Source organism: Yoonia tamlensis (genome assembly GCF_900115105.1).
Lineage (GTDB): Bacteria > Pseudomonadota > Alphaproteobacteria > Rhodobacterales > Rhodobacteraceae > Yoonia > Yoonia tamlensis.
Window position 1 is genome coordinate 2,164,535 of sequence record NZ_FOYP01000001.1, and the last position, 25,432, is coordinate 2,189,966.

Annotated in this window: 25 protein-coding genes; 10 read left to right on the top strand and 15 right to left on the bottom strand. The window is 58.9% G+C overall.

From position 1 onward, the window contains the following. Nucleotides 1-25: 25 nt before the first annotated feature. From BM320_RS11080 to mgrA, 3 genes are read right to left on the bottom strand one after another with little or no spacing between them, the layout of a single operon-like run. Nucleotides 26-862, bottom strand: a complete 837-nt coding sequence (locus BM320_RS11080; RefSeq protein ID WP_090199914.1) for a TolB family protein — start codon at nucleotides 860-862, stop codon at nucleotides 26-28. After that, the gene (locus BM320_RS11085) at nucleotides 859-2,454 is read right to left on the bottom strand and encodes a glycoside hydrolase family 43 protein (protein ID WP_090199916.1); all 1,596 of its coding nucleotides are present in this window, start codon (nucleotides 2,452-2,454) and stop codon (nucleotides 859-861) included. Before BM320_RS11085 ends, BM320_RS11080 begins: the two co-directional genes overlap by 4 nt. 14 nt (nucleotides 2,455-2,468) lie before the next feature. After that, nucleotides 2,469-3,494, bottom strand: a complete 1,026-nt coding sequence (mgrA, locus tag BM320_RS11090; protein ID WP_090199918.1) for an L-glyceraldehyde 3-phosphate reductase — start codon at nucleotides 3,492-3,494, stop codon at nucleotides 2,469-2,471. 151 nt (nucleotides 3,495-3,645) lie between these two features. On the opposite strand from mgrA, the gene BM320_RS11095 reads away from it, so the two are divergent. From BM320_RS11095 to BM320_RS11110, 4 genes are read left to right on the top strand one after another with little or no spacing between them, the layout of a single operon-like run. Further along, nucleotides 3,646-4,578 (top strand): aldo/keto reductase, encoded by a 933-nt coding sequence (locus BM320_RS11095; protein WP_090200596.1) that lies wholly within the window; start codon nucleotides 3,646-3,648, stop codon nucleotides 4,576-4,578. Then, the gene (locus tag BM320_RS11100; RefSeq protein ID WP_090199920.1) at nucleotides 4,575-5,645 is read left to right on the top strand and encodes an NAD(P)/FAD-dependent oxidoreductase; all 1,071 of its coding nucleotides are present in this window, start codon (nucleotides 4,575-4,577) and stop codon (nucleotides 5,643-5,645) included. Before BM320_RS11095 ends, BM320_RS11100 begins: the two co-directional genes overlap by 4 nt. 10 nt (nucleotides 5,646-5,655) lie before the next feature. Then, nucleotides 5,656-6,381: a GNAT family N-acetyltransferase gene (locus BM320_RS11105; RefSeq protein WP_090199922.1), complete on the top strand. Its 726-nt coding sequence runs from the start codon at nucleotides 5,656-5,658 to the stop codon at nucleotides 6,379-6,381. Nucleotides 6,382-6,413: 32 nt separating this feature from the next. Further along, nucleotides 6,414-6,713, top strand: a complete 300-nt coding sequence (locus BM320_RS11110; RefSeq protein WP_090199925.1) for a hypothetical protein — start codon at nucleotides 6,414-6,416, stop codon at nucleotides 6,711-6,713. A gap of 25 nt (nucleotides 6,714-6,738) precedes the next feature. Here the strand turns inward: BM320_RS11110 and BM320_RS11115 are convergent, their stop codons facing one another. The 3 genes from BM320_RS11115 to BM320_RS11125 form a co-directional block, all read right to left on the bottom strand. Continuing rightward, nucleotides 6,739-9,240 carry a GcvT family protein gene (locus tag BM320_RS11115; protein ID WP_090199927.1) on the bottom strand — a complete coding sequence of 834 codons (2,502 nt, stop codon included), beginning with the start codon at nucleotides 9,238-9,240 and terminating at the stop codon, nucleotides 6,739-6,741. 138 nt (nucleotides 9,241-9,378) lie between these two features. Further along, nucleotides 9,379-10,599, bottom strand: coding sequence for a hypothetical protein (locus tag BM320_RS11120; RefSeq protein ID WP_090199929.1), 1,221 nt, complete (start codon nucleotides 10,597-10,599; stop codon nucleotides 9,379-9,381). A 40-nt stretch (nucleotides 10,600-10,639) separates the two neighbouring features. Then, nucleotides 10,640-11,626, bottom strand: coding sequence for a 2-hydroxyacid dehydrogenase (locus tag BM320_RS11125; RefSeq protein WP_090199931.1), 987 nt, complete (start codon nucleotides 11,624-11,626; stop codon nucleotides 10,640-10,642). Between the two features lie 136 nt (nucleotides 11,627-11,762). Between BM320_RS11125 and BM320_RS11130 the strand changes: the two genes are divergently transcribed. Further along, complete coding sequence (locus tag BM320_RS11130) at nucleotides 11,763-12,266, top strand: SH3 domain-containing protein (protein WP_242651001.1); 504 nt, start codon at nucleotides 11,763-11,765, stop codon at nucleotides 12,264-12,266. A gap of 42 nt (nucleotides 12,267-12,308) precedes the next feature. Further along, nucleotides 12,309-13,217, top strand: coding sequence for a cation diffusion facilitator family transporter (locus BM320_RS11135; RefSeq protein WP_090199935.1), 909 nt, complete (start codon nucleotides 12,309-12,311; stop codon nucleotides 13,215-13,217). A 20-nt stretch (nucleotides 13,218-13,237) separates the two neighbouring features. Here the strand turns inward: BM320_RS11135 and BM320_RS11140 are convergent, their stop codons facing one another. Genes BM320_RS11140 through coaBC form a run of 7 tightly spaced genes read right to left on the bottom strand, consistent with a single transcriptional unit; the run spans nucleotide 13,238 to nucleotide 20,052 of the window. After that, nucleotides 13,238-13,666: a hypothetical protein gene (locus BM320_RS11140; RefSeq protein ID WP_090199937.1), complete on the bottom strand. Its 429-nt coding sequence runs from the start codon at nucleotides 13,664-13,666 to the stop codon at nucleotides 13,238-13,240. Then, nucleotides 13,650-15,677: a M3 family metallopeptidase gene (locus tag BM320_RS11145; RefSeq protein WP_090200597.1), complete on the bottom strand. Its 2,028-nt coding sequence runs from the start codon at nucleotides 15,675-15,677 to the stop codon at nucleotides 13,650-13,652. The genes BM320_RS11140 and BM320_RS11145 overlap by 17 nt, the downstream gene beginning before the upstream one ends. A gap of 42 nt (nucleotides 15,678-15,719) precedes the next feature. Then, on the bottom strand, nucleotides 15,720-16,532 hold the full coding sequence (locus BM320_RS11150; protein ID WP_090199939.1) for an amino acid ABC transporter permease: 813 nt from the start codon (nucleotides 16,530-16,532) through the stop codon (nucleotides 15,720-15,722). Beyond that, nucleotides 16,529-17,311, bottom strand: a complete 783-nt coding sequence (locus BM320_RS11155) for a transporter substrate-binding domain-containing protein (protein WP_090199941.1) — start codon at nucleotides 17,309-17,311, stop codon at nucleotides 16,529-16,531. Before BM320_RS11155 ends, BM320_RS11150 begins: the two co-directional genes overlap by 4 nt. A gap of 43 nt (nucleotides 17,312-17,354) precedes the next feature. Beyond that, complete coding sequence (locus BM320_RS11160) at nucleotides 17,355-18,410, bottom strand: HesA/MoeB/ThiF family protein (protein WP_090199943.1); 1,056 nt, start codon at nucleotides 18,408-18,410, stop codon at nucleotides 17,355-17,357. Beyond that, nucleotides 18,407-18,862 (bottom strand): dUTP diphosphatase, encoded by a 456-nt coding sequence (gene dut, locus BM320_RS11165; RefSeq protein ID WP_090199944.1) that lies wholly within the window; start codon nucleotides 18,860-18,862, stop codon nucleotides 18,407-18,409. The genes BM320_RS11160 and dut overlap by 4 nt, the downstream gene beginning before the upstream one ends. Further along, nucleotides 18,859-20,052 (bottom strand): bifunctional phosphopantothenoylcysteine decarboxylase/phosphopantothenate--cysteine ligase CoaBC, encoded by a 1,194-nt coding sequence (gene coaBC, locus BM320_RS11170; protein WP_090199946.1) that lies wholly within the window; start codon nucleotides 20,050-20,052, stop codon nucleotides 18,859-18,861. Before coaBC ends, dut begins: the two co-directional genes overlap by 4 nt. A gap of 146 nt (nucleotides 20,053-20,198) precedes the next feature. Between coaBC and cobU the strand changes: the two genes are divergently transcribed. The 4 genes from cobU to BM320_RS11190 are packed head-to-tail and all read left to right on the top strand — an operon-like array spanning nucleotide 20,199 to nucleotide 23,609. Then, the gene (cobU, locus tag BM320_RS11175; RefSeq protein WP_090199948.1) at nucleotides 20,199-20,720 is read left to right on the top strand and encodes a bifunctional adenosylcobinamide kinase/adenosylcobinamide-phosphate guanylyltransferase; all 522 of its coding nucleotides are present in this window, start codon (nucleotides 20,199-20,201) and stop codon (nucleotides 20,718-20,720) included. Beyond that, on the top strand, nucleotides 20,717-21,295 hold the full coding sequence (locus BM320_RS11180; RefSeq protein WP_090199950.1) for a histidine phosphatase family protein: 579 nt from the start codon (nucleotides 20,717-20,719) through the stop codon (nucleotides 21,293-21,295). The genes cobU and BM320_RS11180 overlap by 4 nt, the downstream gene beginning before the upstream one ends. A gap of 58 nt (nucleotides 21,296-21,353) precedes the next feature. Beyond that, on the top strand, nucleotides 21,354-22,043 hold the full coding sequence (locus BM320_RS11185) for a glutathione S-transferase (RefSeq protein WP_090199951.1): 690 nt from the start codon (nucleotides 21,354-21,356) through the stop codon (nucleotides 22,041-22,043). Between the two features lie 51 nt (nucleotides 22,044-22,094). Then, entirely contained in the window at nucleotides 22,095-23,609 is a 1,515-nt protein-coding gene (locus BM320_RS11190) for a YifB family Mg chelatase-like AAA ATPase (RefSeq protein WP_090199953.1), read from the top strand. On the opposite strand, the gene BM320_RS11195 is transcribed toward BM320_RS11190, so the two are convergent. After that, the gene (locus BM320_RS11195; protein WP_165615034.1) at nucleotides 23,579-24,418 is read right to left on the bottom strand and encodes an alpha/beta hydrolase; all 840 of its coding nucleotides are present in this window, start codon (nucleotides 24,416-24,418) and stop codon (nucleotides 23,579-23,581) included. The two genes, BM320_RS11190 and BM320_RS11195, sit on opposite strands and share 31 nt — an antisense overlap. Nucleotides 24,419-24,467: 49 nt before the next feature. Beyond that, complete coding sequence (gene gshB / locus BM320_RS11200; RefSeq protein WP_090199956.1) at nucleotides 24,468-25,412, bottom strand: glutathione synthase; 945 nt, start codon at nucleotides 25,410-25,412, stop codon at nucleotides 24,468-24,470. Nucleotides 25,413-25,432: the final 20 nt, after the last annotated feature.

A 25,432-nucleotide genomic window follows, 5' to 3' on the forward strand; every position in this document is an offset into this window, starting at 1 on the left:
GTGCAAAGGGGTTCTGCCCGCGCGGTCATTCTGCTTTGCTATAGCGCATGAATGCAAATTGCCGGCTGTCAGGCGCCCAGCAAGGCACGTTGATTGTGCCTTGGCCACCCCAGAGGGTCACCAATTCGCGCGATGCACCACCACCTGCGGGCATCATGCGCAGCGCCACGTCCAACCCAGCGGGATGGCCTTGGGTGCCTGCCGGATAAGCCAGATAAAGCACCTGCGCCCCATCCGGACTGGGATGCGGGAACCAGTTGACCGCCGCGTCATCAGTCATCTGTGTCAGATCGGTCCCATTGGGCCGAATGCGCCACAAATCAACCTGCCCGTCACGTTCGCCGTTAAACCATATCCACGCCCCATCCGGCGAATAATCCGGCCCGTCGATGTGTTCAAAGCTGTCGATCACACAGGTTTCGGCCCCGCCACTCGCCGCACAGGTAAACAGCCCGTAAGCCACCCCGCGCTTGGCCGCATAGGCCAATGTGACCCCATCAGGAGACCAGCCGTGCCAATAGGATGGGGTATGCTCCGTCACCCGCTGCGGGGTGCCGCCTGTGATTGGCAGGGTATAGATGCAGCTTTGCACGGTCAGGCTGCTGTCGCTGATCACCAGCCGCCTGCCATCTGGCGAAATCCCGTGATCATTGTTGCAGGCCTGCGCAAAGCCGGTGTCGATCAGTTGGAGTGCAGGCGCATCAAGCGGCACTTTGAACAACTGCCCGCCGCCATTGACGACAAGATAGCCATCCTTGTGCCAGTTCGGCGCCTCGATATGACCGGCATGGTCAAGCAAGACCCTGACGCTGCCCGCGTCACAGTCAAAAATGCACAGTTGGCTGCGTAGGGTGGATTTCAATCCACCGCCCCCGGCAGATAGTCAAAGCGGGTAAACCGAGCCTCCTTGCCTTGGCCGGTTTGGTCAAACGCGACCATGCCCACAAAGGCACCGGTGAACGATCCATGTTCGCCGCGTCCGCCTTCGTCCGAAATCACTGCCGCATTCAACGCCGGCCCGAAAGCCACCCAATCGCCGGACTGGCGATAATAGAACTGCTGGGTTGCGCCGTTGACATCAACAGCCAGTTCAATTGGCCCCGCGTCCAGCGCAATGTCATCTGCAGGATAGGTCAGCGCTCCGTCCGGCCAATCACCCGGGCAAGACATCAGGCTAAGCACAGGCCCAACATCCGCCGCATGGGTGACAAGCACCGCGTGGAATTTATGGCGGTTGTAATAGGTCGTCAGCCCCGCGGCCTGCTGATAGCTCTGCGCCGTGATATCCACACGCGTTTGCGCGCGGTAGGCGTGATGTTCCTGACGGCGCGCTACCAGCGCCTGTTCGAACCAGCTACCAATGCTTTCGCGCCCGATCAGCACCAGCGCGTCAGGATCGTGGCGCATGATCCGCTCAGGGTGCGGGGTGCGCAGCCATTGGAATTCAGGCGGCAATGCGCCGCCCAGTTCGCGCTGCACTGGCGCGGGCAGGCGCAGGGTAGCGGCGACAGGTGCAGGCACCTGCACGCGCGGCACCGTGCCGCCGGATTTCAGATAAAGCCAATCATCGCGCCAGATGACTTCTTCAATGCCGGTTTCACGGCCAAGCGCGCAAAACGGCCCGTCCGGCCCTTGCAACGGGCGGCCCATCAAAAACGTATGGTAATGCGCGCCCCAATGGGTTTCGACATATTGGCCGTGGCCCGTGCGCTGGATCGGGCCGTCAGAATCTTCGGCACAGATCACATGTAGATCGGGGTGGTTTTCATAAGGCCCCCAGATATCGCGGGACCGCGCTAGCGTGACGGCGTGGTTGTAGCCTGTGCCGCCCTCGGCAGTGGTCAGGTAGTAATAGCCGTTGCGCTGGAACATATGCGGGGCCTCTGTCAGCCCGCGCTTTGTGCCCGCGTAGATGTTTTTGACCGGACCGAACAGGCCCTTTTCGGGCGACCATTCTTGCAGCAGGATCCCGTCAAAGGCGTCATTGGCCGGATTGCAGCCCGATCCTTTGCGGCGGTGGTTCCACTGCATGTTCATGAAATACTTGCGGCCATCGCTGTCATGAAACAGCGACGGATCAAAGCCGCTGGCGTTCACAAACCACGGGTCGGTCCAGTCACCGTCAATCGTTTCGCAAGTTGTGATGTAGTTCGGCGCATCCTTGAACGCGCCGTCCAGCCGTTTCACATCCGTGTAGACCAGCCAGAATTTGCCGTCAGCATAGGATAGGCAAGGCGCCCAAATCCCGCAGCTGTCACCATTGCCGCGCATATCCAAAAGGGCGGCGCGGTTCAACGGCCGCGCCACCAGATCCCAATTCACCAAGTCGCGTGAATGATAAATCTGTACGCCCGGATACCATTCAAATGTGGACACGGCGATATAGTAATCTTCGCCAACACGGCAAAACGAAGGGTCCGCATTAAACCCTGGTAGAATCGGATTCTGGATCATGGTTGCCCCCTTTGCTATTCCGACGACTTGGCCCAAAGGTTGATCTGTTCCTCATCGGCATAGGTGTCGATCAGCGCCAATTCTTCGGCGCTAAAGTCGAGGTTCCCCACCGCGCCAACACAGTCTTCGACCTGGCTTGGCTTGGACGCGCCGATCAGCGCCGTGGTAATGCCACCTTCGCGCAGCACCCATGCAATCGCCATCTGCGCGAGGGTCTGGCCACGGCTTTCGGCGAGTTCGTTCAACTTACGGATATTAGCGATTGCGCGTTCCGACAGCATTGCCGGCGCCAGTGATTTGCCTTGGCTGGCACGGCTGTCCGCAGGGATGCCACCCAGATATTTCTTCGTCAGCATCCCTTGGGCAAGCGGGGTAAAGGCGATAGAGCCAACGCCAAGCTCTTGCAATGTGTCTTTCAACCCGTCTCGTTCGACCCAACGGTTGAGCATATTATAAGACGGCTGATGGATCAGACAGGGGGTGCCCAGATCGTTCAGGATCGCGACAGCTTCGCGGGTGCGTTCAGCATTATAGGATGAAATCCCCGCATAAAGCGCGCGACCAGAACGCACGATGTAATCTAAAGCACCCATCGTTTCCTCAAGCGGAGTGTCAGGATCAAACCGGTGCGAATAGAAAATATCGACGTAATCCAGCCCCATCCGTTTGAGCGACTGGTCGCACGACGACACCAGATATTTACGGCTGCCCCATTCGCCATATGGGCCGGGCCACATGCCATAGCCCGCCTTGGAGCTGATGATCAGCTCGTCACGGTAGCCTTTGAAATCCTCGGCAAGAATCGACCCGAACGCATGTTCGGCTGACCCCGCAGGCGGGCCATAGTTATTGGCCAGATCGAAATGGGTGATCCCGTTGTCAAAGGCTGTGCGGCAAATTGCCTGTTTGGTCGCATGCGGCGTGTCGTGGCCAAAATTATGCCAAAGCCCAAGCGAGATTGCAGGCAATTTGACGCCTGATTTTCCGCAGCGGCGGTAAACCATCTTTTCATAGCGGTTTTCGGCGGGCACATATGTCATAGGATTTCCTCCCCTATATCGATTTCGGAGCAAGCGACCACGCCGCGCGCCCGATGTCAACGCCATGCGCAGAAAACACCCTGCCGCGGTGAATGATAAATCGCCAGAGTTGGTACTTTTCATTGGTCCCAGCCCATGCAAATCTGCCGCCATGACACAGATGATAACCCGCGCCGGGCAGGCGATTTCACAGATCACATTCGGCACCATGCAATTTGGCGGCACTGCCGATGAAAAGGCAAGCCGTGCAATGTTTGACTCCGCCCGTACGGCAGGAATTAACCATTTCGATACGGCCGTTGGTTACACAAATGGTGCATCAGAAACCATTTTGGGCCGCATGATCAAAGACAAGCGCGATGATCTGTTTATCGCAAGCAAGCTTGGCTACATCGGTGGCACGGGGCGGCAGAACCTGGCTGACCAATTTGACCGCAGCCGCCGCCAGCTGAATGAAGATGCGGTTGATCTTTTGTATCTGCACCGCTTTGACCCTGAAACGCCGCTTGCTGAAACCTTTGAAACGCTGGCGCAGCTGCAATCAAACGGGTTGATCCGCTATATTGGTGTCTCGAACTATGCGGCCTGGCAGGTGATGAAAGCGCAGGCTGTCGCCAAAGCGCTTGGCACCAAGATCGACGCAATCCAGCCGATGTATAGCCTCGTGAAACGCCAATCCGAGGTCGAGATTATCCCGATGGCCGATGATCAAGACATCACAGTCGTGCCCTATTCGCCGCTGGGCGGAGGGCTGCTGACGGGCAAATACGCGGCGGGCGGCACGGGGCGATTGACCGAAGATTCGCGGTATAAAGCACGCTACGATCAGGCATGGATGCATGACACGGCGCGCGAACTTACAGCGCTTGCGGCAGAATTGGGTACAAGCCCCGCGACCCTTGCGGTGGCGTGGGTCAAGACCCACCCTACGGCGCCGCGCCCGATTATTTCTGCGCGCAACGCCACGCAATTGGCCCCGTCACTGGCCGCGCAGGGCTTTGATATGTCCCCAGAACTATACGCAAAAATCACCGCGCTCAGCGTGGCCCCGGCCCTTGCCACTGACCGATTGGAAGAAGCATGATCGACTTTCTGATTATCGGCGGCGGGATCGCTGGCATATCTGCGGCAGCGCGGCTCAGCGCATTGGGCAGCGTCACGCTGCTCGAAAGCGAAGACGCGCTGGCCTATCACGCCTCGGGCCGCTCTGCCGCCCTTTATGAACGCAACTACGGCAAGCCCGCGACCGTGGCGCTCAACGCGGCCTCATATGACTATCACAAAGCGGCTGAAGTCCTCAGCCCGCGTGGGCTAATGCTTTTGGGGCGCGCGCATGACCAAGCCGCATTTGACGAGGATTTCGCGCAGATGGGGCTGGAACGCATTACGCTGGATGAAGCCGCGGCGCATTTTCCAATTCTGGACCGCGCAGTTATCACCCAAGCGGGCTTTGACGACCGCGCGCAGGACATCGACACGGACAGGCTGGTGCAGGCATTCGCGCGCACGGCCCGCGCAAATGGCGCGCGCATCGTCACAAAGGCAGCAGTGACCGCAATTTCGCGCGGGACCGGCGGCTGGGCTGTATCTTCGGCGACTGAAACCTACGACGCCAAAACAATTGTGAATGCCGCTGGCGGCTGGGTGGACCAGATCGCACAAATGGCAGGGATTGCGCCGCTGGGGTTCACACCGCTGCGCCGTTCAATGGCGCGCATTCCGGCACCCGACGGGATGGATGTCAGCACATGGCCGATGGTGTTTTCAGCGGGCGAAACATGGTACGCTAAACCCGATGCGGGCGCACTGATCGTCTCACCCGCCGACGAAGATCTGGTCACCCCCCATGATGTTTTCGCCGACGATATGGTGCTGGCCGAAGGGCTGGCGCGTTTCGAAGAAAACGTCACAATGTCGGTCACAAGGTTGCTTGCCTCTTGGGCGGGGATGCGCACATTTGCGCCCGACCGTACGCTTGTCTTGGGGCCGGACGCGCGCGATCCCGCGTTTATCTGGTGTGCGGGGCAAGGCGGCTATGGGATGCAATCGTCACCCGCAGCGAGCCAACTGCTTGCCGATATTATCGCAGGCCGCACGCCCGAAATACCGGTCGAAATGGTCGCCGCACTTTCACCCAGCCGTTTCACATAAGAGCCAAGCCATGACCCAGCACAAAAACCCGCAAGGCCAACCCATCGGCGCGCCCGTTCCCGAATGGACCGGCTGCGCACCAATTCCCCGCACCCCGATGCAGGGGCGCTATTGCGATCTGGTGCCACTGGATGCGGCGCATAGCGCCGATCTATTTGCCGCCTTTGATGCCGATACCACTGGCACACTTTGGACCTATATGCCCGTCGGCCCCTTTGCCACGGCACAGGATTATGCCGCTTGGGTCGCCACCGCACAGCACAGTAAAGACCCGCTGTTTTTCACGATCATCGCCAAAGATGGCAGGCGGCCCGTGGGCGTTGCCAGTTTCTTGCGGATGGATCCGGCAAACGGCGTGGCCGAGGTCGGTTTCATCACCTTTGCCCCTGCCCTGCAACGCACCCCCGCCGCGACAGAGGCCATGTATCTGATGATGAAACGCGCCTTTGACCTAGGCTACCGTCGGTATGAATGGAAATGCGACGCGCTGAATGCACCGTCGCGCAAGGCCGCCGCGCGGCTGGGGTTTTCTTATGACGGGCTGTTCCGCCAAGCCACCGTTTACAAAGGGCGCAACCGCGACACCGCTTGGTTTTCGATTCTGGACAAGGACTGGCCCGCGCTGGATCAAGCATTCCAGCTTTGGCTGGCTGCGGAAAACTTCGGGCCAGACGGCCGCCAAAGACAGCGGTTTGGCGATTTGGCCCCGCAGCCAAACAATAATCCAAACGATTGAAACTTCGCCTATAAAGGCCCATCTAGCGGCACATGACCCATCCTGCCCGCAAACCCGGCCGCGAACGTTTTGAACGCGAATTTGCCAAAATCGCCGCACTGGCGCCTTGGATCAACCGTCTGCGCAAACCTGGCTGGATGATCCTGCGGGTCTTGCTGGGGCTTGTCCTGATTGCGGGTGGATTTCTGGCGATCCTGCCGGTTTTCGGGCTTTGGATGATTCCGGTCGGGCTGTTGTTTCTGGCGATCGACATTCCGCCTTTGCAGGGGCCGATTGCCGCGCTTATCGTGCGCGCCCGCAGGCGTTGGCAACGGTTACGCAAGCCTTGGTAAGATGCCAAGACTTGCGTCATCTTTGTCAGCCGTCCACGCGGATTGTCGCGTTTGCCGGATCATAGGGGCTGTCTTCGACGATCTCGGCGGGCCACAATTTATCAAACATTTTGACCTGTAGCTTGGTGCCGACAGCGTTCCCGCCCGGTTTGACATAGCCCATGCCGATAGATTTCCCGAAAGCCACGGAATACCCGCCAGAGGTCAAGCGCCCTACGCGAGTGCCAGCCAGATCATAGAGCGCCTCGCGGCCCCATGGGTCCGCATCTTCCGGCCCGTCAATCAGCAAGGTGACACAGGTCGAGCGGATTCCGATCTTTTCCATCGCGGCCTTACCGTGGAAATCCTTGGACAGGTCCACAAACCGCGGCAAATCCGCCTCGAGCGGGGTGGCGTCACGGCCCAATTCGGTCCCAAACGCGCGGTAGGATTTTTCCTGCCGCAGCCAGTTTTGCGCACGCGCGCCGACCAGTTTCATGCCGTGGTCCGCGCCCGCTTTTTCAAGCAGGTCAAACAGATAGTTCTGCATCTCAATCGGGTGGTGCAATTCCCAGCCCAATTCACCGGTATAGGCAACGCGGATCGCGTTCACAGGGCACATGCCCAGTTCGATCTGGCGCGCCGACAGCCAAGGGAACCGCTTGTTCGATAGCGCGGTTTCGGGGTCCGGATCGCAAATCACTGATTTCAGCACATCGCGTGCTTTGGGACCTGCGATGGCAAAAACGCCCCATTGGGTTGTGACGTTCTGCACTTCGATCCGGCCAAATTCAGCCTCTTTGTCCTCAATCGCTTTGCGCAGATAATCGGAATCATATTCGGTCCATGCACCGGCAGAGACCAGATAGAATTCGTCATCCCTTAGCCGCACAATTGTGTATTCCGTGCGTGTCGTGCCTGCAGAAGTCAGGGCATAGGTCAGGTTGATCCGGCCAACTTTCGGCAATTTATTGGTGGTGAACCAATCAAGAAACGCTTCGGCACCCGGCCCTTTGACGATGTGTTTGGTAAAGGCGGTTGCGTCGATCAGGCCAACGCCTTCGCGGATCGCTTTGGCCTCGTCTACGGCATGCTGCCACCAGCCGCCACGGCGGAAGGAATTTGTTTTTTCGTCATAGTCTTGCGGTGCATCAAGCGGGCCAAAGTAGTTGGGGCGCTCCCAGCCGTTGACCTGCCCGAATTGCGCGCCGCGCTTGGCTTGGCGGTCATAGGCAGGCGATGTGCGCAAGGGGCGCGCCGCGGGGCGTTCTTCGTCCGGCCAATGAAGTTTGAGCAAGAACGGATAGGTTTCCTCGTTCTTGACGGTCGCATATTCCGACGTCATCCAATCGCCGTAGCGTTTGGGGTCAAGTGACGCCATGTCGATCTCGGCTTCGCCTTCGACCATCATCTGCGCGAGGTAGTAGCCCGCACCGCCGCCCGCAGTGATCCCGAATGAGAACCCCTCGGCCAGCCACATGTTCCGCAGCCCCGGCGCGGGACCGATCAGCGGGTTGCCGTCGGGCGTGTAGCAGATCGGGCCGTTAAAATCATCCTTTAGGCCGACATTTTCAGTCGAAGGAATACGGTGGATGAAATCCATATATTCCTGTTCGATCCGTTCAAGGTTCAGCGGGAACAGATCGGCACGGAAACTATCCGGCACACCGTAGCGGAAACGCGATGGCGCGCCGTCCTCGTATGGCCCAAGAATCCAGCCGCCGCGTTCTTCGCGCACGTACCAGCGCGCATCGACATCGCGCAGCACCGGATGTTCGCCGTTTTCCTTGCGCCATGCAACCAGCGCCGGATCGGGTTCGGTCACGATAAACTGGTGTTCGACAGGAATCGCAGGGGTCTTGATCCCCAGCATTTTGGCGGTGCGCTGCGCGTGGTTGCCGGTGGCGGTCACCACATGTTCTGCGTGGATCACGATCTGTTCGTCAGACGGGATCAGATTGCCGCCCTTTTCAATCATCTTGGTGCAGGTCACATCCCAATGATCGCCGGTCCAGTGATAGCCGTCCACCTGCCAGCGCCGTTCAATCGCAACACCACGCTGGCGCGCACCTTTGGCCATTGCCATGGTCACATCGGCGGGGTTGATATAACCGTCTGTCGGGTGGAAAATCGCGCCTACCAAATCTTCGGTACGCACCAAGGGCCAGCGTTCGCGAATTTGATCAGGGGTCATCCATTCGTAAGGGATATCAACGGTTTCCGCCGTTGTCGCGTATAGCATATATTCATCCATACGCGCCTGCGACTGCGCCATACGCAGGTTGCCGACAACCGAAAAACCGGGGTTCAGGCCGGTTTCCGCTTCGAGCGTCTTGTAGAATTTGATCGAATAATCGTGGATATGGCTGGATGCGTAGGACATGTTGAAATAGGGCAGCAGGCCCGCCGCGTGCCATGTCGACCCCGAAGTCAATTCGTCACGTTCAAGCAACATGACATCATCCCAACCGGCTTTGGCCAGATGATAGGCGATAGATGTCCCGACGGCGCCGCCACCAACAACCAATGCTTTGACATGCGTTTTCATCGCCCGAATCCCCTTTTTCGCGTGTTACAACAAGATTGCGCCGAACCGCGCGGATATGCGTGAACCTTCCGACGTCTCATCATACATTTACGACAATATGAAACGGGTCATGAGATTTTCACGGCCAAAAGCGCAGACCTAATTGCCGCCAGCAGTGCAACTGCGGACCCCGTTTTCGACACGGCACTGGCCCGATTGCAGAATCGCGTTGGTCCCCTGTAGCCCTGTTGTTGGCACAATGCGCGTCGAGGTCGCGACCCCTTCGGCGGGAAGCTGCAAGACCAGCGCCATCACATCATCCGCAACATCGGGGTTTCCTGTCAGATAGTCCGAAAAATCCGCCTGCGTCGAATCCGGATTTACGATCTTGCCCAGAATGTAATGCTCGTGATCGTTCCAGACGCGGTCGCTGTTGCGCAGCCTTGCGGCAAAATAGCGGGCTTTGTTTTCCTGCGATCCGTCGTCCAGAAGTTCAAACAGCGGCATTGGCACCTGCGCGATCTGATCAGGATAAAGCGCGATCAAACCGTCCCAATTGGTGATTTCAGCCGATTTGATGCGCGCCAATGCTTCCATCCACGGATCACCCAAATCAACGCCATCCGCAATCATCCCTGCGGCAATATACGCAATCGAAGGCGCGGGCGGTACCGCTGCAAGCGGTTGCTGGTTCGGGGTCACAATGCCCGAACTGTCGGAAAATTTCGGATCAGGCGTTGGCAACAATCCGTTCGCACGCCCAAGATCGACATGCATTAAAAGCGCTGCCACAGCCGCGTCACTGCTGTTGCTCAAGAGCGTGATATCAACAACTTCGTCGATTTCTTCGTCACCCAGACGCATCACATAATGGCGATATTTCACAGGCACAGGACCGCTTTGGCCGGGTACTTCGGACAGCATGGGCTTTGCTATCAATGCAATGCCACGGATCATGGCAATATCGACGTCCAAATTTGGCTTGGATTCGCCCGCAGACGCCCGCGTCATCTGGTCAAAAATGCTGTTACGAACCGGACGGTGGGGGCCGAACGCCATCTGCAAAACGACAATTTCATCGCCATTTACAGCCGACCAAACCGCACCTTTGGTTGGATCACCGTTCAGCGTTTCAAACCCGCGCAAAAGCCGCTGCGTGGTGGTTGCCGGCGCATCGGGGGCCGCCAATGGCTCTTGCACGATCGTTTCACCATGGGCCGTCAGATAGGGGACAATCTCCCAGCCTTCGGGCGCTGTCACCTCGATGCTGACCAGCCGCTGCTGGAAAACATGTTCATCCCAGACGATCTTGAAGACAAAGACGATTGCCGCCGCAACGACCAGCATCAAAAGCCCGACAAGTGGCATCAACAATCGCATAGCGCATTATCCTTTCAAGGAAATTTCCACGAGACTAACGCTAGAGCATTGCCGGCACAACCAGATCGGGTGGGCGGTGCCCGTCGGCAAAGGTCTTGATGTTCACAATCACCTTTTCGCCCATCTCGATACGGCCTTCGACGGTGGCCGACCCCATATGCGGCAACAAAATCGCGTTTGGCAATTCCTTAAGGCGCGGGTTGATTTCATGGCCGCGTTCAAACACATCCAAACCCGCCCCCGCAATTTCGCCTGCGCGCAGCATGCGGGTCAGCGCGTTTTCATCAATCACTTCGCCGCGCGAGGTGTTCACGATTACCGCGTCCGGCTTCATCAGTTTCAGTCGCCGCGCGTTCATCAGGTGAAACGTTGAAGGCGTATGTGGGCAGTTGATCGAAATCACATCCATGCGGGCAACCATCTGGTCCAGACTTTCCCAATATGTCGCGTCCAGCGCATCTTCGATTTCGGCGTGCAGGCGTTTGCGGTTGTGGTAGTGCACCTGCATCCCGAATGCCGCCGCGCGCCGTGCCACAGCCTGCCCGATCCGGCCCATCCCAAGAATGCCCAAGCGCCGCCCCCGAATGCGCCCGCCCATCATTGCGGTCGGCGACCAGCCCTGCCAGTCGCTTGATTGCGCAAGCCGCAACCCTTCGGCCAAGCGCCGCGTCACGCCCAGAATCAGTGCCATGACCATATCGGCGGTGTCTTCGGTCACAACCCCGGGAGTGTTGGATACATGAATGCCCCGCTCGCGCGCTGTCGACACATCGATATTATCAACCCCCGCACCGTAATTTGCGATCAGCTTCAGACGCTCGCCCGCACGGGCCAGCAATTTGGCGTCGATTTGGTCGGTAATTGTGGCTACCAGAACATCCGCATGCGCCATCGCCTCGGCGAGTTCATCCGTGGACATCGGCGTGTCGTCTTCGCGCAGCTTAACATCGAATAATTCTTTCATCCGCGTTTCGACAACATCGGGTAACCGTCGCGTCACAACAACACTTATTCGTTTGCTTGGCATGGGGGCGCCTCCCGTGGCTTTCCAAATTCTGCATTCCATGTCAGGTTGCGCCAAAGGGACGCGCAGCACAAGAACCGCGCGCCATATTTTGAGCAGTATAGGGTAAACGATGGGTAGTTTTCTGCGATGGCTTCGCATGTGTTCTCTGGCGGTGATGGCCTGCGGGTTCAGCGCCCAAATAACCCATGCTCAAGACGCGAATGATGCCCCCGCACTTGGCCCCGAAACCAACCTGCCACTGCCGCGATTTGTGTCGCTCAAAGCCTCTGAAGCCAATGTGCGGCGCGGCCCGTCACTGTCGCACCGGATTGATTGGGTATTTCAACGCCGCAACATGCCGCTCCAGGTGGTCGCAGAATACGGGCACTGGCGGCGTGTCATCGACCGCGAAGGTCAGGGCGGCTGGGTGCATTACACAATGCTTTCGGGCGTGCGTACGGTGCTGGTTGACGGCGATGATACGCCGCTGCGCACAAACCCGTCTGAGGATGCCAATCAGCGCGCCGTGCTTGAACACGGGGTAATCGCACGTCTGGGCGATTGCACCCCGACATGGTGCGAAATCAGCGCTGGCGGCTACGAAGGCTGGGCCCCCAAATCCGCAATCTGGGGCGTGTCCGATCTGGAAATCCGCGAATAGGTGATGCTTGCGGCATTTGCCAAAACCGCCTAGCACTGGGCCATGCCCGATGCCCATTCCACCCGTTTGAACCTTTCTGCCGGATTGTTATCCGTTGCGGTGGCGCTGGTCTTGGTGATCGCCAAGCTTTGGGCGCTTGGGCAGACGGGATCGCTGTCGATTGCGGCGACATTGGCTGATAGCGCGATGGATCTGATGATGTCGCTTGGCGGGCTTGCGGCTATCGCCTATGCCGCCAAGCCCGCGGATGACGACCATAATTTCGGCCATACCTCGGCCGAAGATCTCGCGGCGCTTGGGCAGGCGCTGTTTATCCTCGTCTCTGCCGGGGTCATCGCAACGGCCGCGATCCTGCGGCTGCTTGACGACACCGTGTCCCTGCCCGACCGCGAGGCCCAAGGCATTGGCGTGATGGTGTTTTCTATCGCGGTCACGCTTGCGCTTGTGCTGTGGCAACGGCGGGTGGCAGCAACGACCGGCAATAAGGTCGTGCAAGCCGACAGCCTGCATTATCTTGGCGACCTGATCCCGAATATCGGCGCGATTATTGCACTTTGGGCTTCGGCGCGTTTGGGGCTTGGGCAGATTGACAGCGTGGTCGCGCTCGGGGCTGCGGCGCTTTTGGCTGTCGGTGCCTTGCGCATTGGCAAGGGCGCGTGGGACGCGTTGATGGACCGGCAGGCGGACCCTGCGATGATCGCAGGCATATGCGCAATTGCCGACGGGTTCGACGGCATTCACGGCTATCACGACCTTAAGACCCGCGTCGCAGGCAGTCGGGTTTTTGTGAACCTGCATATCGAACTTGATGGCGCGCAAAGCCTTAAGGATGCCCATGCAAAAGGTGCCGCCCTGCGGCGGGCGATTGTGGCGGCCTACCCGCAGGCTGACGTGCTGATCCACAAAGACCCGATTGGCGTCGAAAAACACCCCGATGATGCACGCCCGTAGGGTGGATCTTATCCACCCGCCTAGAGCGCGCGCCAGTCATATTGCGGCACGTGGTAACCGACGTCCTCGGTGACTTGAAAACTGCGCGCGCAGGCATCGCAAGTCACGCGCATCTCGCTCCAACCAGCATGGGTTACACGACCTGTAATGCGCAACGTGCCACCTAGCTGCGACGGATCCCCGCGATATCCCTGACAGGGGCATCGCGGGGGCGTCGCATGACCACGCTGAAGCCGTTCAATATAGTGGTCAAGTGTCGCCCGCCGGTCCGGCGGCAGCGCGATATTGCGGGTCGCAGCCACCAAAGCATCGACATGCGCGGCCATGTATTTATGGACCTCCAGATCAGCAATGCCGCAGGTTCTGTCTACAGTGCGGGCCACCCGCAAAGGATCGCCCGATAGAAACCCGCGCAAACGCTTTGCACCGGCACTAGGTTTGCGGGCCAAGACCGCGCCCTTTCAGCAGCGCATCCACCCCCGGCAATCGCCCGCGGAACGCCACATAAAGATCGGCAGCATCGACAGACCCGCCGGATGACAAAACGGTTTCCTCCAACCGCTTGGCGGTCTGCGGGTCAAACGGGTCGCCGACCTCTTGAAATGCATCAAACGCATCTGCGTCCATCACTTCGGACCACATGTAGCTGTAATAGCCGCTGGAATAGCCGTCGCCTGCAAACACATGCGCAAAATGCGGCGTTGCATGGCGCATCCGAATTGCATGCGGCATGCCGATTTGTTCAAGAACCTCGGCCTGTTTTTGCATCGGGTCAGCGGGCGCCGGCCCGTTGTGAAACGCCAGATCAACCAAGGCCGAGGCCACATATTCCACCGTCTGGAACCCCATGTCATAGGTCGCGGCCCCCAGCATCCGGTCAAGCAGGTCCTGCGGCATCGGCGCGCCGGTTTCCGCATGGGTTGCAAATTCGGCCAGTACTTCGGGCACCTCAAGCCAATGTTCAAACAACTGGCTGGGCAGTTCCACAAAATCGCGGGCAACCGACGTGCCGCTGATGCTTTCATAGGTCACATCCGACAGCATCTGGTGCAACGCATGGCCAAATTCGTGGAACAATGTGCGCGCGTCATCGTACGATAGCAGCGCTGGCTTGCCTTCTTCGGGCTTTGCGAAATTGCACACGTTCACAACATGCGGGCGGATATCGCCGCCGATCTTTGTTTGCGACCGCATTGCCGAACACCAGGCACCCGACCGTTTTGACCCCCGCGCGAAATAGTCGCCAATGAAAACAGCGACATGCGCGCCGTCGCGGGTGACTTCCCACATGCGCACATCAGGGTGGTATGTCGGGCCGTCAAGCGGCGCAAATGCAAGGCCAAACAGGCGGGTCGCACAAGAAAATGCGGCGTCAATCATCCGGTCAAGCTGCAGATATGGCTTCAGCTCTGCCTCATCGAGATCATGCAATTGCTTGCGGCGCTTTTCAGAATAATATCGCCAGTCCCAAGGCTCTAACGGTCCGTCCCAGCCGTCCGCGTGCAGCATCCGCGTCAGCACCTCTGCATCTGTTTGCGCTGCGGCTTTTGCGGGCTCCCAGACCTGCATCAGCAGATCATTGACCGCCGCAGGCGTTCCGGCCATTTCGGTTTCCAGTTTGAAATCGGCGAAATTGGCATAACCCAGCAGTTTGGCACGTTGTTCGCGCAGTCTCAGCGTTTCCGCCGCCAGCGCGCGGTTGTCGGTCTCGCCGCCATTGGCCCCGCGCGCACCCCATGCTTCATAGGCTTTCTGGCGCAAATCTCGCCGGTCCGAGAACTGCAAGAAAGGCACGATCAGAGACCGCGACAGGGTAACAACCGGACCGCCCGCGTCTTTTTCGGCGCCTGCAGCCTTGGCCGTGGCAATGACAAAATCGGGCAACCCATCAAGATCATCCGCGCCCAAAGGCATGAACCAGCTGCGTTCATCCGCCAGCAGGTTTTGCGTGAATTGCGTCCCCAGAACCGACAGGCGCGATTTTGCGTCGCGCAGGGCCAGCGCATCATCGCCCGTCAACTGCGCGCCTGCACGCACAAACCCGCGGCGCGTCAACATCAGGACACGTTGCTGTTCATCGGTCAGATCCAGCGTGTCGCGCTGATCCCAAAGTTGTTCCACCCGCGCAAACAAGGCCTTGTTTTCAGAAACTTCTGACGCATAAGCGCTCAGCAGTGGCGCAAATGCGCGCTGCAGTTCTTCGCGCGCGGCGTTGCTATCGGCGCCTGCCATCGCATAGAACGCGCCCAAAACGCGGCCCAGCAATTCGTCGGCGGTTTCCAAAGCGGTGATTGTGTTGTCAAACGTCGGCGCATCCGCATTGCCCGCAATCGCGGCAATATTTTCGCGCGACAGCGCAAGCGCCGCGTCCACAGCGGGCGCAAAATCACTGTCTGAAATCAGGTGAAACGGGGGCAATCCAAAGGGCGTGTCCCAAGTGGCAAGTAGCGGGTTGGTCATAGAAATCTCCTTTGCGGAATAGATAGGGTGCGCGCCGCGCATTTACACGCGTTGCCGCATCCTTTGTTCAAAGCGGCGCAAGCCAATCGACAGGCTGATTGTCATCGTCAGGTAAACCAGCGCGACCACGTTATAGGTTTCAAAATAGCGGAAATTTCCGGCGGCGGTGACCTTGCCCAATTGGGTCACATCGGTCACGCCCAGCACGGAAACAAGGCTCGAATCTTTCAGCATCGCCACAAAATCATTGCCCAAGGGCGGCAAGATCGTGCGCAAAGCCTGCGGAAAAACGATGTGACGAAACCGCTGCCAGCGGTTTAGGCCCAGCGCCTCGGCGGCCTCGATTTGTCCGACATCAACCGATTGCAGCCCAGCGCGGAAAACTTCGGCCAGAAATGACGCATAGGCAAGCGTCAGCGCAATAATCGCGCGCCAAAGCAGCGAAAAATCACGGGTGCGGATCGGGTCGAACCCGATCAGATCCGCGGCCCAGTTCCACGCCATCACCAGCCCCGGCGCCAGTACAAATGCCACATAAAGCAAAAGCACAATGATCGGCACGCCGCGCACAATTTCGATGTAAAACCGCGCCAGCTGCCGCAATACAATCGAGCGCGACATGCCCGCCAGCGCCAAGCCAAGCCCCAGCAAACAGGCCATCGCGTAGGCAACCAGCGTGACGTAGACCGTCACCCAAATCCCCTTGCGCAGCGTATTGAGAACCTTGGTATAGGTTTCATCAATAAGAACCTGCCAAAACAAATAAAGGCCGATCGCGATCACCGCGACCAGCCAATACGGAAAATCCGCTTTGCCGGTGTTTTTAGGATGCAATGCGGGGGCCTCGGGGCTTATTCGCCCAGTTTATAGTCAAGGAACCAACGGGTATTAAGCGCGTCAATCGTGCCGTCTGCTGCCATATCGGCAATCGCTGCGTTGATCGGTTCCACCAGATCGGACCCTTTGGGGAAGATGAAACCAAAATCCTCGGTGCCCAGTTTTTCACCGATAATTTTCAGCGCCCCGTCAGAGGCTTCGACATAGCCGTTGCCAGCGGTGCCATCTGTCAGGACCAGGTCAACATCGCCCACTCGCAGCGCCTGCACGGTGGCCCCGAATGTTTCCATCAATTGAATGCGCGGGTTTGCTTCGTCCCCGTCAAGCACATCATAGACGCCGACATAAAACGGCGTGGTGCCCGGTTGCGCGGCCATCAGCAGATCGGGATTGGCGGCAAAGCTGGCAGCGTCGTCAAACCGGTCTTCATCGCCGCGCACCAGCATCACCATTTCAGAGGTCATATAGCTGTCCGAGAAATCAACAATTTCGGCGCGGTCGTCGCGGATGGTGATGCCTGTCATGCCGATATCAAACTGCGCGCCTGACACGGCAGGGATCATCGCATCCCAGCTGATATTTTCATAAACCACGGTTGCATTCAGCCGCGTCGCGATTTCCGCCATCGCGTCGTATTCCCAGCCCACGGCATTGCCTTCGCCGTCAATGAATTGCAGCGGCGGATAGGCATTTTCCGTGACAACAACGATCTCGCGGCCTTCAAGGTTAGGCAGGTGGCCTTCGGCCAGCGCGGTGGTTGCACATAGGGTCAGGGCAAGTGTCGCGAGCGTTTTCATACAGATTCTCCGATGCTGTCATTTGGCGGGCAGCGTATGCGGGTCAGCCCTTTGCGTGCAAGCCCTTGCCACCACAAACCGCGCAATCCGCACGCGGTTTGACAGCAATCACGCGGGTTTGCGCATAGAGCGCATCATAAATCAGCAACCGCCCCGCCAAACCATCGCCAGCGCCCGTGATCTGCTTGACCGCCTCAAGCGCCATCATCGCGCCGATCACGCCGGGCAATGGGCCGATCACGCCCGCTTCGGCGCAGCTGGGCACCAGCGCGGGATCGGGTGCGTCGGGAAAGACGCAAGCGTAGCAGGGCGCGCCAGCGGCGGGATCATACAGGCTGATCTGCCCTTCCCATTGCGTCAGCGCCGCCGCGATCAACGGTTTACCCAAGGCCACAGCCGTACGGTTCACCAGATAGCGCGTGTCAAAATTATCGGTGCCGTCCAAGATCAGGTCATAGTCTGCAAACAGATCGTTCGCGACCGCATCCGTCAGGCGCCGGTGATAGGGGTTCACCGTGACAAACGGGTTTTGCGCGCGCATGGCCTCGGCTGCGGAATGCACCTTTGGCATGCCGATATTGCGGTCTTGGTGGATTATCTGGCGATGCAGGTTTGCATTTTCGACATGATCATCGTCAATCACGCCAATCGTCCCCACACCGGCGGCAGCAAGATATTGCAGCGCGGGCGCACCAAGCCCCCCTGCCCCGACAACCAGAACACGCGCATTGCGCAGCGCCTTTTGGCCCGGCCCGCCAACCTCGCGCAGGATGATGTGGCGGGCATAACGGTCCAGCTCTGTGTCAGAAAAACTGTCGGATTTCAGGGCTTTGGTCCCATGGTCCGGCGCGCGCGCTTTCAGACGGCCCAGCAGATTGCGATAACCTGCGATAATTACGCCAAAGGCAATCATCAGCGCCCAAAGCCGCGCATCACCACCCGTGGCCATCCGCAGCGGATGCCCGTCAGGCAATACAAGATGCCCCGCGATCACTGCGCCAATCAGCAGCAAAAGCATGGTCCAGCGCGCCCGCATCGGAGCACCCATCAAAATGCCGATCCCCCAAAGGGCGGCGGCCATTGCACCGACCATGATCATAGGCCAGTCGACCCGAATCCACCCGCACCGCGCGTGGTCAAATCCAGCAGGGCGACGGGCTTGAACTTTGCCTGCACCACAGGGGCCACAACCATCTGAGCAATGCGCATACCGTGTTCAACGGTGAAATAATCCTGCCCCCAATTGATCAAGATAATCCCGACCGGCCCGCGATAATCGCTGTCAATTGTGCCGGGGCTGTTGACCAAGCCGATGCCGTGTTTCAGCGCAAGCCCCGAACGGGGCCTGATTTGCACTTCGAAGCCTTGCGGGATCGCCATGCGCAGGCCCGTTGGCACCAAAACGCGGCGACCGGGTGGCAATTCTAGCGCGCGTCTGTCTGCAAGGTTCGCGCGCAAATCAGCGCCCGCCGCACCGGATGTTTCATAAGACGGCAGCCCAAGACCGACATCGGCCCCTTCGTCCCATTGGATCGCAATTTCGGGGGTCACGCGATGGCCTTTGCAATGCGGTCCGCCAGCATTTCGGCGGTGGCTTGTTTGGACATGCGCGGCCAGTCCTCTGTCCCGTCTGCGGTGATCAAGGTCACGTCGTTGTCTACCCCGCCCATGATCCCCGTTTCCGGCGATACATCATTGGCCAAAATCCAATCGCAGCCTTTGCGCAGGCGTTTGGCTGTGGCATTGGCAATTACATCATCGGTTTCAGCGGCAAATCCCACAACCAGCGCGGGGCGGCCGGTTTTCATCTGTGACACGGTGGCAAGGATGTCGGGATTTTCGGCAAATTCCAGATGCGGCAAGCCGGACTTATCTTTCTTAATCTTGCTATCGCCCGCATTCGCCACATGCCAATCCGCCACGGCAGCGGCAAAGATAGCAGCATCTGCTGGGGCCGCGGCAGTGACCGCATCCAGCATCTGCTTGGCGGTTTGCACGGCCACAACGCGCGCACCTGCGGGTGGGGCCACATCCGCGGGGCCGGTGACAAAGGTGACCTGCGCGCCCAGCGCGATCAGGGCTTTGGCAATTGCAGTGCCTTGCGCGCCCGATGATCTGTTGGCGATATACCGCACGGGATCAATCGGCTCGTGCGTGGGGCCAGAGGTGACGAGAATATGTTTACCCTTAAGCGGCCCGTCCGACAGGGCGGCATCAATCGCGGCGATTATGTCAGGCGTTTCGGACAAACGGCCCGGCCCGTATTCGCCGCAGGCCATCGCGCCTTCTTCGGGGCCGACAACCAGCACGCCGTCATTTTGCAACCGCGCCAGATTGCGCTGGGTTGCGGGATGTTCCCACATGCGTACATTCATCGAGGGCGCGATCAACACGCGCTTGTCAGTGGCCAAAAGCAGGGTCGATGCCAGATCATTGGCCATCCCGTTTGCCATTTTCGCCATCAAATCGGCGGTTGCAGGGGCCACAACGATCAAATCGGCGGCACGCGACAATTCGATATGGCCCATCTCTGCCTCGTCGGTCAGGTCAAACAGGTCTTGGTAAACCTTGCTGGCCGATAATGCCGAAAGGCTAAGCGGCGTGACAAATTCAGCGCCTGCTTTGGTCAGCACAGGGGTCACATGTGCGCCTTGTTCACGCAATCTGCGCAGCAAATCCAACGCCTTAAACGCAGCGACACCGCCGCCAACGATCAGCAAGATATGTTTGTCCGCCAGCATGGCAACTCTCCGGTCGTGTAACAATGTGAACTTAGGTCAGAACGCGGCCATGCACAATGACGCGCCCGCGCGCCCATTAGCCCGTGCGCGCTCGCACCTATCCGTGCTAAGGAGGTTGCGATACGGATCAACAAAGGTGCGCAGCAATGTTGCCCAAACTTTCGCTTATTCTTGGCGGTGCCGCCTCTGGTAAATCGGGCTTTGCCGAAACGATTGTGCTGGGTGCTGGGTTGCGCAAAATCTATATCGCCACGGCGCAGGTCTATGATGACGAAATGGCGCAAAAAGTCGCGCGCCACCGTGACCAGCGCGGCGGATCATGGACCACCATCGAAGAGCCGGTCCATATCGCGGGCGCACTTGCCACGGCGGGTGCTGGCGATGTGGTCTTGATTGATTGCGCAACACTTTGGCTGACAAATGTGATGCTTGGCGATCATGACGTGCAGGCGCAAACGGCGGGTCTTTTGGCCGCGATTGAAACCTGCGCTGCGCCCATTGTCATTGTCTCCAACGAAGTGGGCCAAGGCCTTGTGCCCGATAACGCGCTGTCACGGCAGTTTCGTAACGCCCATGGGCAATTGAACCAAGATATCGCCGCCAAGGCTGATCTTGTGGTTGCGGTCATGGCGGGCCTGCCAATGGTGCTCAAGGGCCAATTGCCATGACACGGCTATGGTGGCTGCGCCACGGGCCGACCCATGAAAAATGCTTTACCGGTTGGCGCGATGTGCCTGCGGACCTGTCCGATCACGCGCGCATTGCCCGCGTCGCGGCCTATCTACCCGCAAAGGCGATCGTGGTCGCATCCGACCTGATCCGCGCATCACGCACCGCCGACGCAATCGCAGGCACCCGCACACGCCTGCCTGATCAGCGCGGGTTGCGCGAGTTTGATTTTGGGGTCTGGGACGGGATGGATTTTGCAGCCGTCGCCAAGCGCGACCCGACCCTTAGCCGCGATTATTGGGAAAAACCCGGTGATCTTTGTGCGCCAAACGGCGAAAGCTGGAACATGGTCGCCACGCGGGTCAATGCGGTGGTTGACGATCTATGCGCGCGCTATACGGGGCAGGATATCGTGCTGGTCGCCCATATCGGGGTGATCATGACGCAAATCTGGCGGGCGTCCGGCAGCACCGCTTATCAGGCGATGGGGCATCAGATCGACAATCTGTCGGTCACCCAGATAACACGCGGTCCGCAAGGATGGTCATTGGGCGTTGTTAATCACATCGCGTGATGAAAGGCGTCACATTTTGTCATTTTGCAATGGAATCTTTCTGCGCTAACCTCTTCTAATGACATATCAATTATACATCGGTGATCGCACCTTTAGCAGTTGGTCGCTTCGCGGCTGGCTCATGCTCGAAAAATTCGGGCTGGACTATAACACCAACCTCGTCGGGCTATACGCTGGCACCTACCGTGAAGAACTGGCGCATCTGGCACCGGCGCGCACAGTGCCCGCCATGCAAACACCCGAAGGCTATGTGCTGACGGATAGTCTGGCCATGGGTGAGACGCTGGTAGAGCGGCACCCCGACATTGACCTTTATCCGCGCGACGGGGCCGCGAGGGCGCTTGCACGGACCATCACCCATGAAATGCATTCCGGATTTATGGCGCTGCGCGATGCCTGCCCCAATATGATCACCCATGTCTGGGAGGGGTTCAAACCATCAGACGCGGTTTTGTCCGATCTTGCAAGGATCGAGGAGCTTTGGGCGCTGGCGCGTAGCCGCCACGGGCAAAACGGGCCTTGGCTGTTCGGAGAATACTCGCTGGCGGATGTGTTCTATGCGCCCGTGGCCCTGCGGATCACAGCCTATGATTTACCGGTTAGCGCGGATGCCCAAAACTATGTGAATGCCCATCTGTCGGACCCTGCGTTTTTGGCATGGCGCGAGGCATCAAAATCCGAAACCTATGAACCGTGGCCTTATCCGATGGATTTGGGACGCAAACCCTGGCCGGGCGATGTATCTTAACCATTCGTAAACTACGACCACGTAACCGTTAACCAAAAGCGGAGCGTGGGAATGGTCGCACAAGCCTATACGGTTGCATTTGAAGGAATTGACGCGCGGCTGGTCGAGGTGCAATGCGCGATCAGCCCCGGCATTCCTGCATTTTCTATCGTCGGGCTGCCCGACAAGGCCGTGTCCGAAGCCCGCGAAAGGGTGCGCGCCGCGCTGACGGCAATGGCCATCGCGCTGCCATCCAAACGGATCACGGTTAATCTCTCGCCCGCCGATCTGCCCAAAGAAGGGTCGCATTTCGACCTGCCGATTGCACTTGCGCTGCTGGCAGCACTTGAAATCATCCCGCAAGATCAAGCTGCGCAAACCGTGGCCTTGGGCGAACTATCACTTGATGGCACATTGGTGCCCGTGGTCGGCGCGCTGCCTGCCGCCATGGCCGCCGCCGAAGACGACCGCACGCTTTTATGTCCGCACGCCTGCGGGCCAGAGGCAGCATGGGTCGGCACAACCAACGTCATCGCGCCGCGCACTTTGGCAGATGTGGTGCGCCATTACACCGGCCAATCGGTGCTGGCCCCGTCTGAGCCCGGCGAGGTGCAGCGCAGCACCCACACCCGCGATCTGTCCGAAGTCAAAGGACAGGAACGTGCCAAACGGGCTCTCGAAATCGCAGCGGCGGGGCGGCACCATCTAATCATGGTCGGATCGCCCGGATCAGGCAAATCCATGCTGGCGGCACGCATTCCCGGCATTTTGCCGCCGCTTACGCCTGTCGAGGCCTTGGAAACATCCATGATCCATTCGCTGTCTGGGCTGTTGGACGAAGGCGGCATTAACCGTGAATGCCCGTTCCGCGAACCGCATCATACCGCATCGATGGCCGCAATTGTCGGCGGCGGGCGCACCGCCAAGCCTGGCGAAATCAGCCTTGCGCATAATGGCGTTTTGTTCATGGATGAATTCCCCGAATTTGCGCGCACCGTGCTGGAAACCCTGCGCCAGCCAATTGAAACCGGCGAAGTCGTCGTCGCGCGCGCCAATGCGCATGTGCGCTATCCCTGCCGGTTCATGCTGGTCGCGGCGGCAAACCCTTGCAAATGCGGGTATCTATCTGACCCCGCGCGCGCCTGTGCGCGTGTACCGCTGTGCGGCGATGATTATTTGGGGCGCATTTCGGGGCCGCTGATGGACCGTTTTGATCTGCGCATCGAAGTGCCACCCGTTGCCTTTACCGATCTGGATCTGCCGCAGGACGGCGAAAGTTCGGCCGACATCGCCGCGCGGGTTGCCGCCGCGCGGGGCATCCAATCCGCGCGGTTTGCAGAGCACGATAAAATGCGGGTCAATGCCGATGCCGAAGGCCGCGTGCTGGAAGAAATTGCAACGCCAGACGCACAAGGGCGGGATTTGTTAACCAAAGTCGCTGAAAGATTCGGCCTGTCCGCGCGCGGGTATCACCGCGTTTTGCGGGTCGCGCGCACCATCGCCGATCTCGACGGATCGGACGCAGTACGCAAACCGCATGTTGCCGAGGCCATCAGCTACCGGTTGTCGCTTTCGAAAGAAGTCTGAACAAACGCCCCGAGTTCGGCCAGCGCGCTGCGCGCCTGCGGGATATAGCCCGCAAACATCTGCCAGACATGTGGCACATCCGGCCAGACACGCATATCCGCCGCATCCCCCAAAACCGCGCCCATACGCAGCGCATCGTCAAGCAACGCCTCATCGCGCGAGACCTGTATCAGAACCGGCGGCGGATGATCAAATCGCGCAAACAAAGGCGAAGCGCGCGGGTCGTTGCGCGGCGCTCCGTCAAGATAGCGGTCAACAACATCGTTCATGCGCGAAACCGGCAGCAGGACTTCGCTTTTTGTCTGCAGGCTCGCGCCGCTCAGGGTAAGGTCTGTCCAAGGTGACATGGCAAAAGCCGCGCGCGGGTGCTGCGCGGTTTGCGTCAAATGGGCCAAAAGCGCGAGCATCAACCCGCCGCCTGCGCTATCACCCCCCAGAACGATATCTTGGGGCCTGTAACCGATTGAAAGCAAATAATTCCATGCCTGCAGGGCATCGTCAAATGCGGCCGGAAACGGGGCATCTTGCAATAGCCGGTAATCGGGCAGACAAACCCGCAGGCCGGTCGCCTTGGATATATGTCCAGCCAAACCCCGATATGCGACCCCGCTGCCGGTAAAATAGGCACCACCGTGCAAATACAAAATAACACGGCGCGATTGCGGTGCGCCGACACTGATCCAGTGCAGCTTGCGCCCGCCCACACATTCATCCAGATGACAAATATGCGCCGGTCCGCGAAACAGATGCGGTGCGACCAGATCAAACACACGCTTTGCCCGTTCAGGCGACTGTGAGATCCTGATCACAGGCCGCACAAAATAGCGCAGCGCGCTATTTAAGGCGCGACACCGCAGATTAGTGTTCACGCCGTGCTTCAATGGCCTGCCAGATTTTTTCGGCAACATTTGTACCGTCAAACCGTTCAAGTTCCTGAATACCTGTGGGCGATGTCACGTTGATTTCGGTCAGCCAGTCGCCGATCACGTCGATGCCGACAAAAATCTGGCCCTTTTCACGCAAAAGCGGCCCGATCTTGGCGCAAATTTCACGGTCGCGGTCGGTCAGGTCAACTTTTTCAGGGCGCCCGCCAACGTGCATGTTCGACCGCGTTTCGCCAGCCGCAGGCACGCGGTTGATCGCGCCGACGGGTTCACCATCGACAAGAATCACGCGTTTGTCGCCTTTTGACACAGCGGGCAGGAATTTTTGCATGATCAACGGTTCGCGGTTAATGCCGCTGAACAGTTCGTGCAAGGATGCGAGGTTGCCATCGCCCTGCGCCAGCTTGAACACACCCGCGCCGCCGTTGCCGTAAAGCGGCTTGAGGATCACATCGCCATGCTGTTCCCGAAAACCCCGCAACGCATCAAGATCACGCGCGATCATGGTCGGTGGCGTCAGGTCGGGAAAACCCAGCACCAGCAGTTTTTCAGGGTAATTGCGCACCCAGAACGGATCGTTCACCACCAATGTCTTGGGGTGGATCATATCCAGAATATGGGTTGTGGTGATATAGCCCATATCAAACGGCGGATCCTGACGCAGCCAGACCACATCAAAATCAGCGAGATCAACGGTTTTTTCTTCGCCCAAAATCGCATGATCGCCTTGGACACGCTGCACCGTCAGCGGCCAGCCGCGCGCCGTCACACGCCCCTGATCAAAGGCAAGCTTGTCCGGCGTATAGTAAAACAGCGAATGTCCGCGCGCCTGCGCTTCTTCGGCGATGCGGAACGTGCTGTCGGCGTCGATATTGATCGGGCCGATTGGGTCCATTTGAAAGGCGATCTTGAGCGACATTGGGGCAACCTCTTTGCAAA

What these genes read in the sequence shown, in the direction of transcription:
- BM320_RS11085 (WP_090199916.1), bottom strand. Translation starts at nt 2,454, where the DNA reads ATGATCCAGAATCCGATTCTACCAGGGTTTAATGCGGACCCTTCGTTT.
- mgrA (WP_090199918.1), bottom strand. Translation starts at nt 3,494, where the DNA reads ATGACATATGTGCCCGCCGAAAACCGCTATGAAAAGATGGTTTACCGC.
- BM320_RS11095 (WP_090200596.1), top strand. Translation starts at nt 3,646, where the DNA reads ATGACACAGATGATAACCCGCGCCGGGCAGGCGATTTCACAGATCACA.
- BM320_RS11100 (WP_090199920.1), top strand. Translation starts at nt 4,575, where the DNA reads ATGATCGACTTTCTGATTATCGGCGGCGGGATCGCTGGCATATCTGCG.
- BM320_RS11105 (WP_090199922.1), top strand. Translation starts at nt 5,656, where the DNA reads ATGACCCAGCACAAAAACCCGCAAGGCCAACCCATCGGCGCGCCCGTT.
- BM320_RS11110 (WP_090199925.1), top strand. Translation starts at nt 6,414, where the DNA reads ATGACCCATCCTGCCCGCAAACCCGGCCGCGAACGTTTTGAACGCGAA.
- BM320_RS11115 (WP_090199927.1), bottom strand. Translation starts at nt 9,240, where the DNA reads ATGAAAACGCATGTCAAAGCATTGGTTGTTGGTGGCGGCGCCGTCGGG.
- BM320_RS11120 (WP_090199929.1), bottom strand. Translation starts at nt 10,599, where the DNA reads ATGCGATTGTTGATGCCACTTGTCGGGCTTTTGATGCTGGTCGTTGCG.
- BM320_RS11125 (WP_090199931.1), bottom strand. Translation starts at nt 11,626, where the DNA reads ATGCCAAGCAAACGAATAAGTGTTGTTGTGACGCGACGGTTACCCGAT.
- BM320_RS11130 (WP_242651001.1), top strand. Translation starts at nt 11,763, where the DNA reads ATGTGTTCTCTGGCGGTGATGGCCTGCGGGTTCAGCGCCCAAATAACC.
- BM320_RS11135 (WP_090199935.1), top strand. Translation starts at nt 12,309, where the DNA reads ATGCCCGATGCCCATTCCACCCGTTTGAACCTTTCTGCCGGATTGTTA.
- BM320_RS11145 (WP_090200597.1), bottom strand. Translation starts at nt 15,677, where the DNA reads ATGACCAACCCGCTACTTGCCACTTGGGACACGCCCTTTGGATTGCCC.
- BM320_RS11155 (WP_090199941.1), bottom strand. Translation starts at nt 17,311, where the DNA reads ATGAAAACGCTCGCGACACTTGCCCTGACCCTATGTGCAACCACCGCG.
- BM320_RS11160 (WP_090199943.1), bottom strand. Translation starts at nt 18,410, where the DNA reads ATGATCATGGTCGGTGCAATGGCCGCCGCCCTTTGGGGGATCGGCATT.
- coaBC (WP_090199946.1), bottom strand. Translation starts at nt 20,052, where the DNA reads ATGCTGGCGGACAAACATATCTTGCTGATCGTTGGCGGCGGTGTCGCT.
- cobU (WP_090199948.1), top strand. Translation starts at nt 20,199, where the DNA reads ATGTTGCCCAAACTTTCGCTTATTCTTGGCGGTGCCGCCTCTGGTAAA.
- BM320_RS11180 (WP_090199950.1), top strand. Translation starts at nt 20,717, where the DNA reads ATGACACGGCTATGGTGGCTGCGCCACGGGCCGACCCATGAAAAATGC.
- BM320_RS11185 (WP_090199951.1), top strand. Translation starts at nt 21,354, where the DNA reads ATGACATATCAATTATACATCGGTGATCGCACCTTTAGCAGTTGGTCG.
- BM320_RS11190 (WP_090199953.1), top strand. Translation starts at nt 22,095, where the DNA reads ATGGTCGCACAAGCCTATACGGTTGCATTTGAAGGAATTGACGCGCGG.
- gshB (WP_090199956.1), bottom strand. Translation starts at nt 25,412, where the DNA reads ATGTCGCTCAAGATCGCCTTTCAAATGGACCCAATCGGCCCGATCAAT.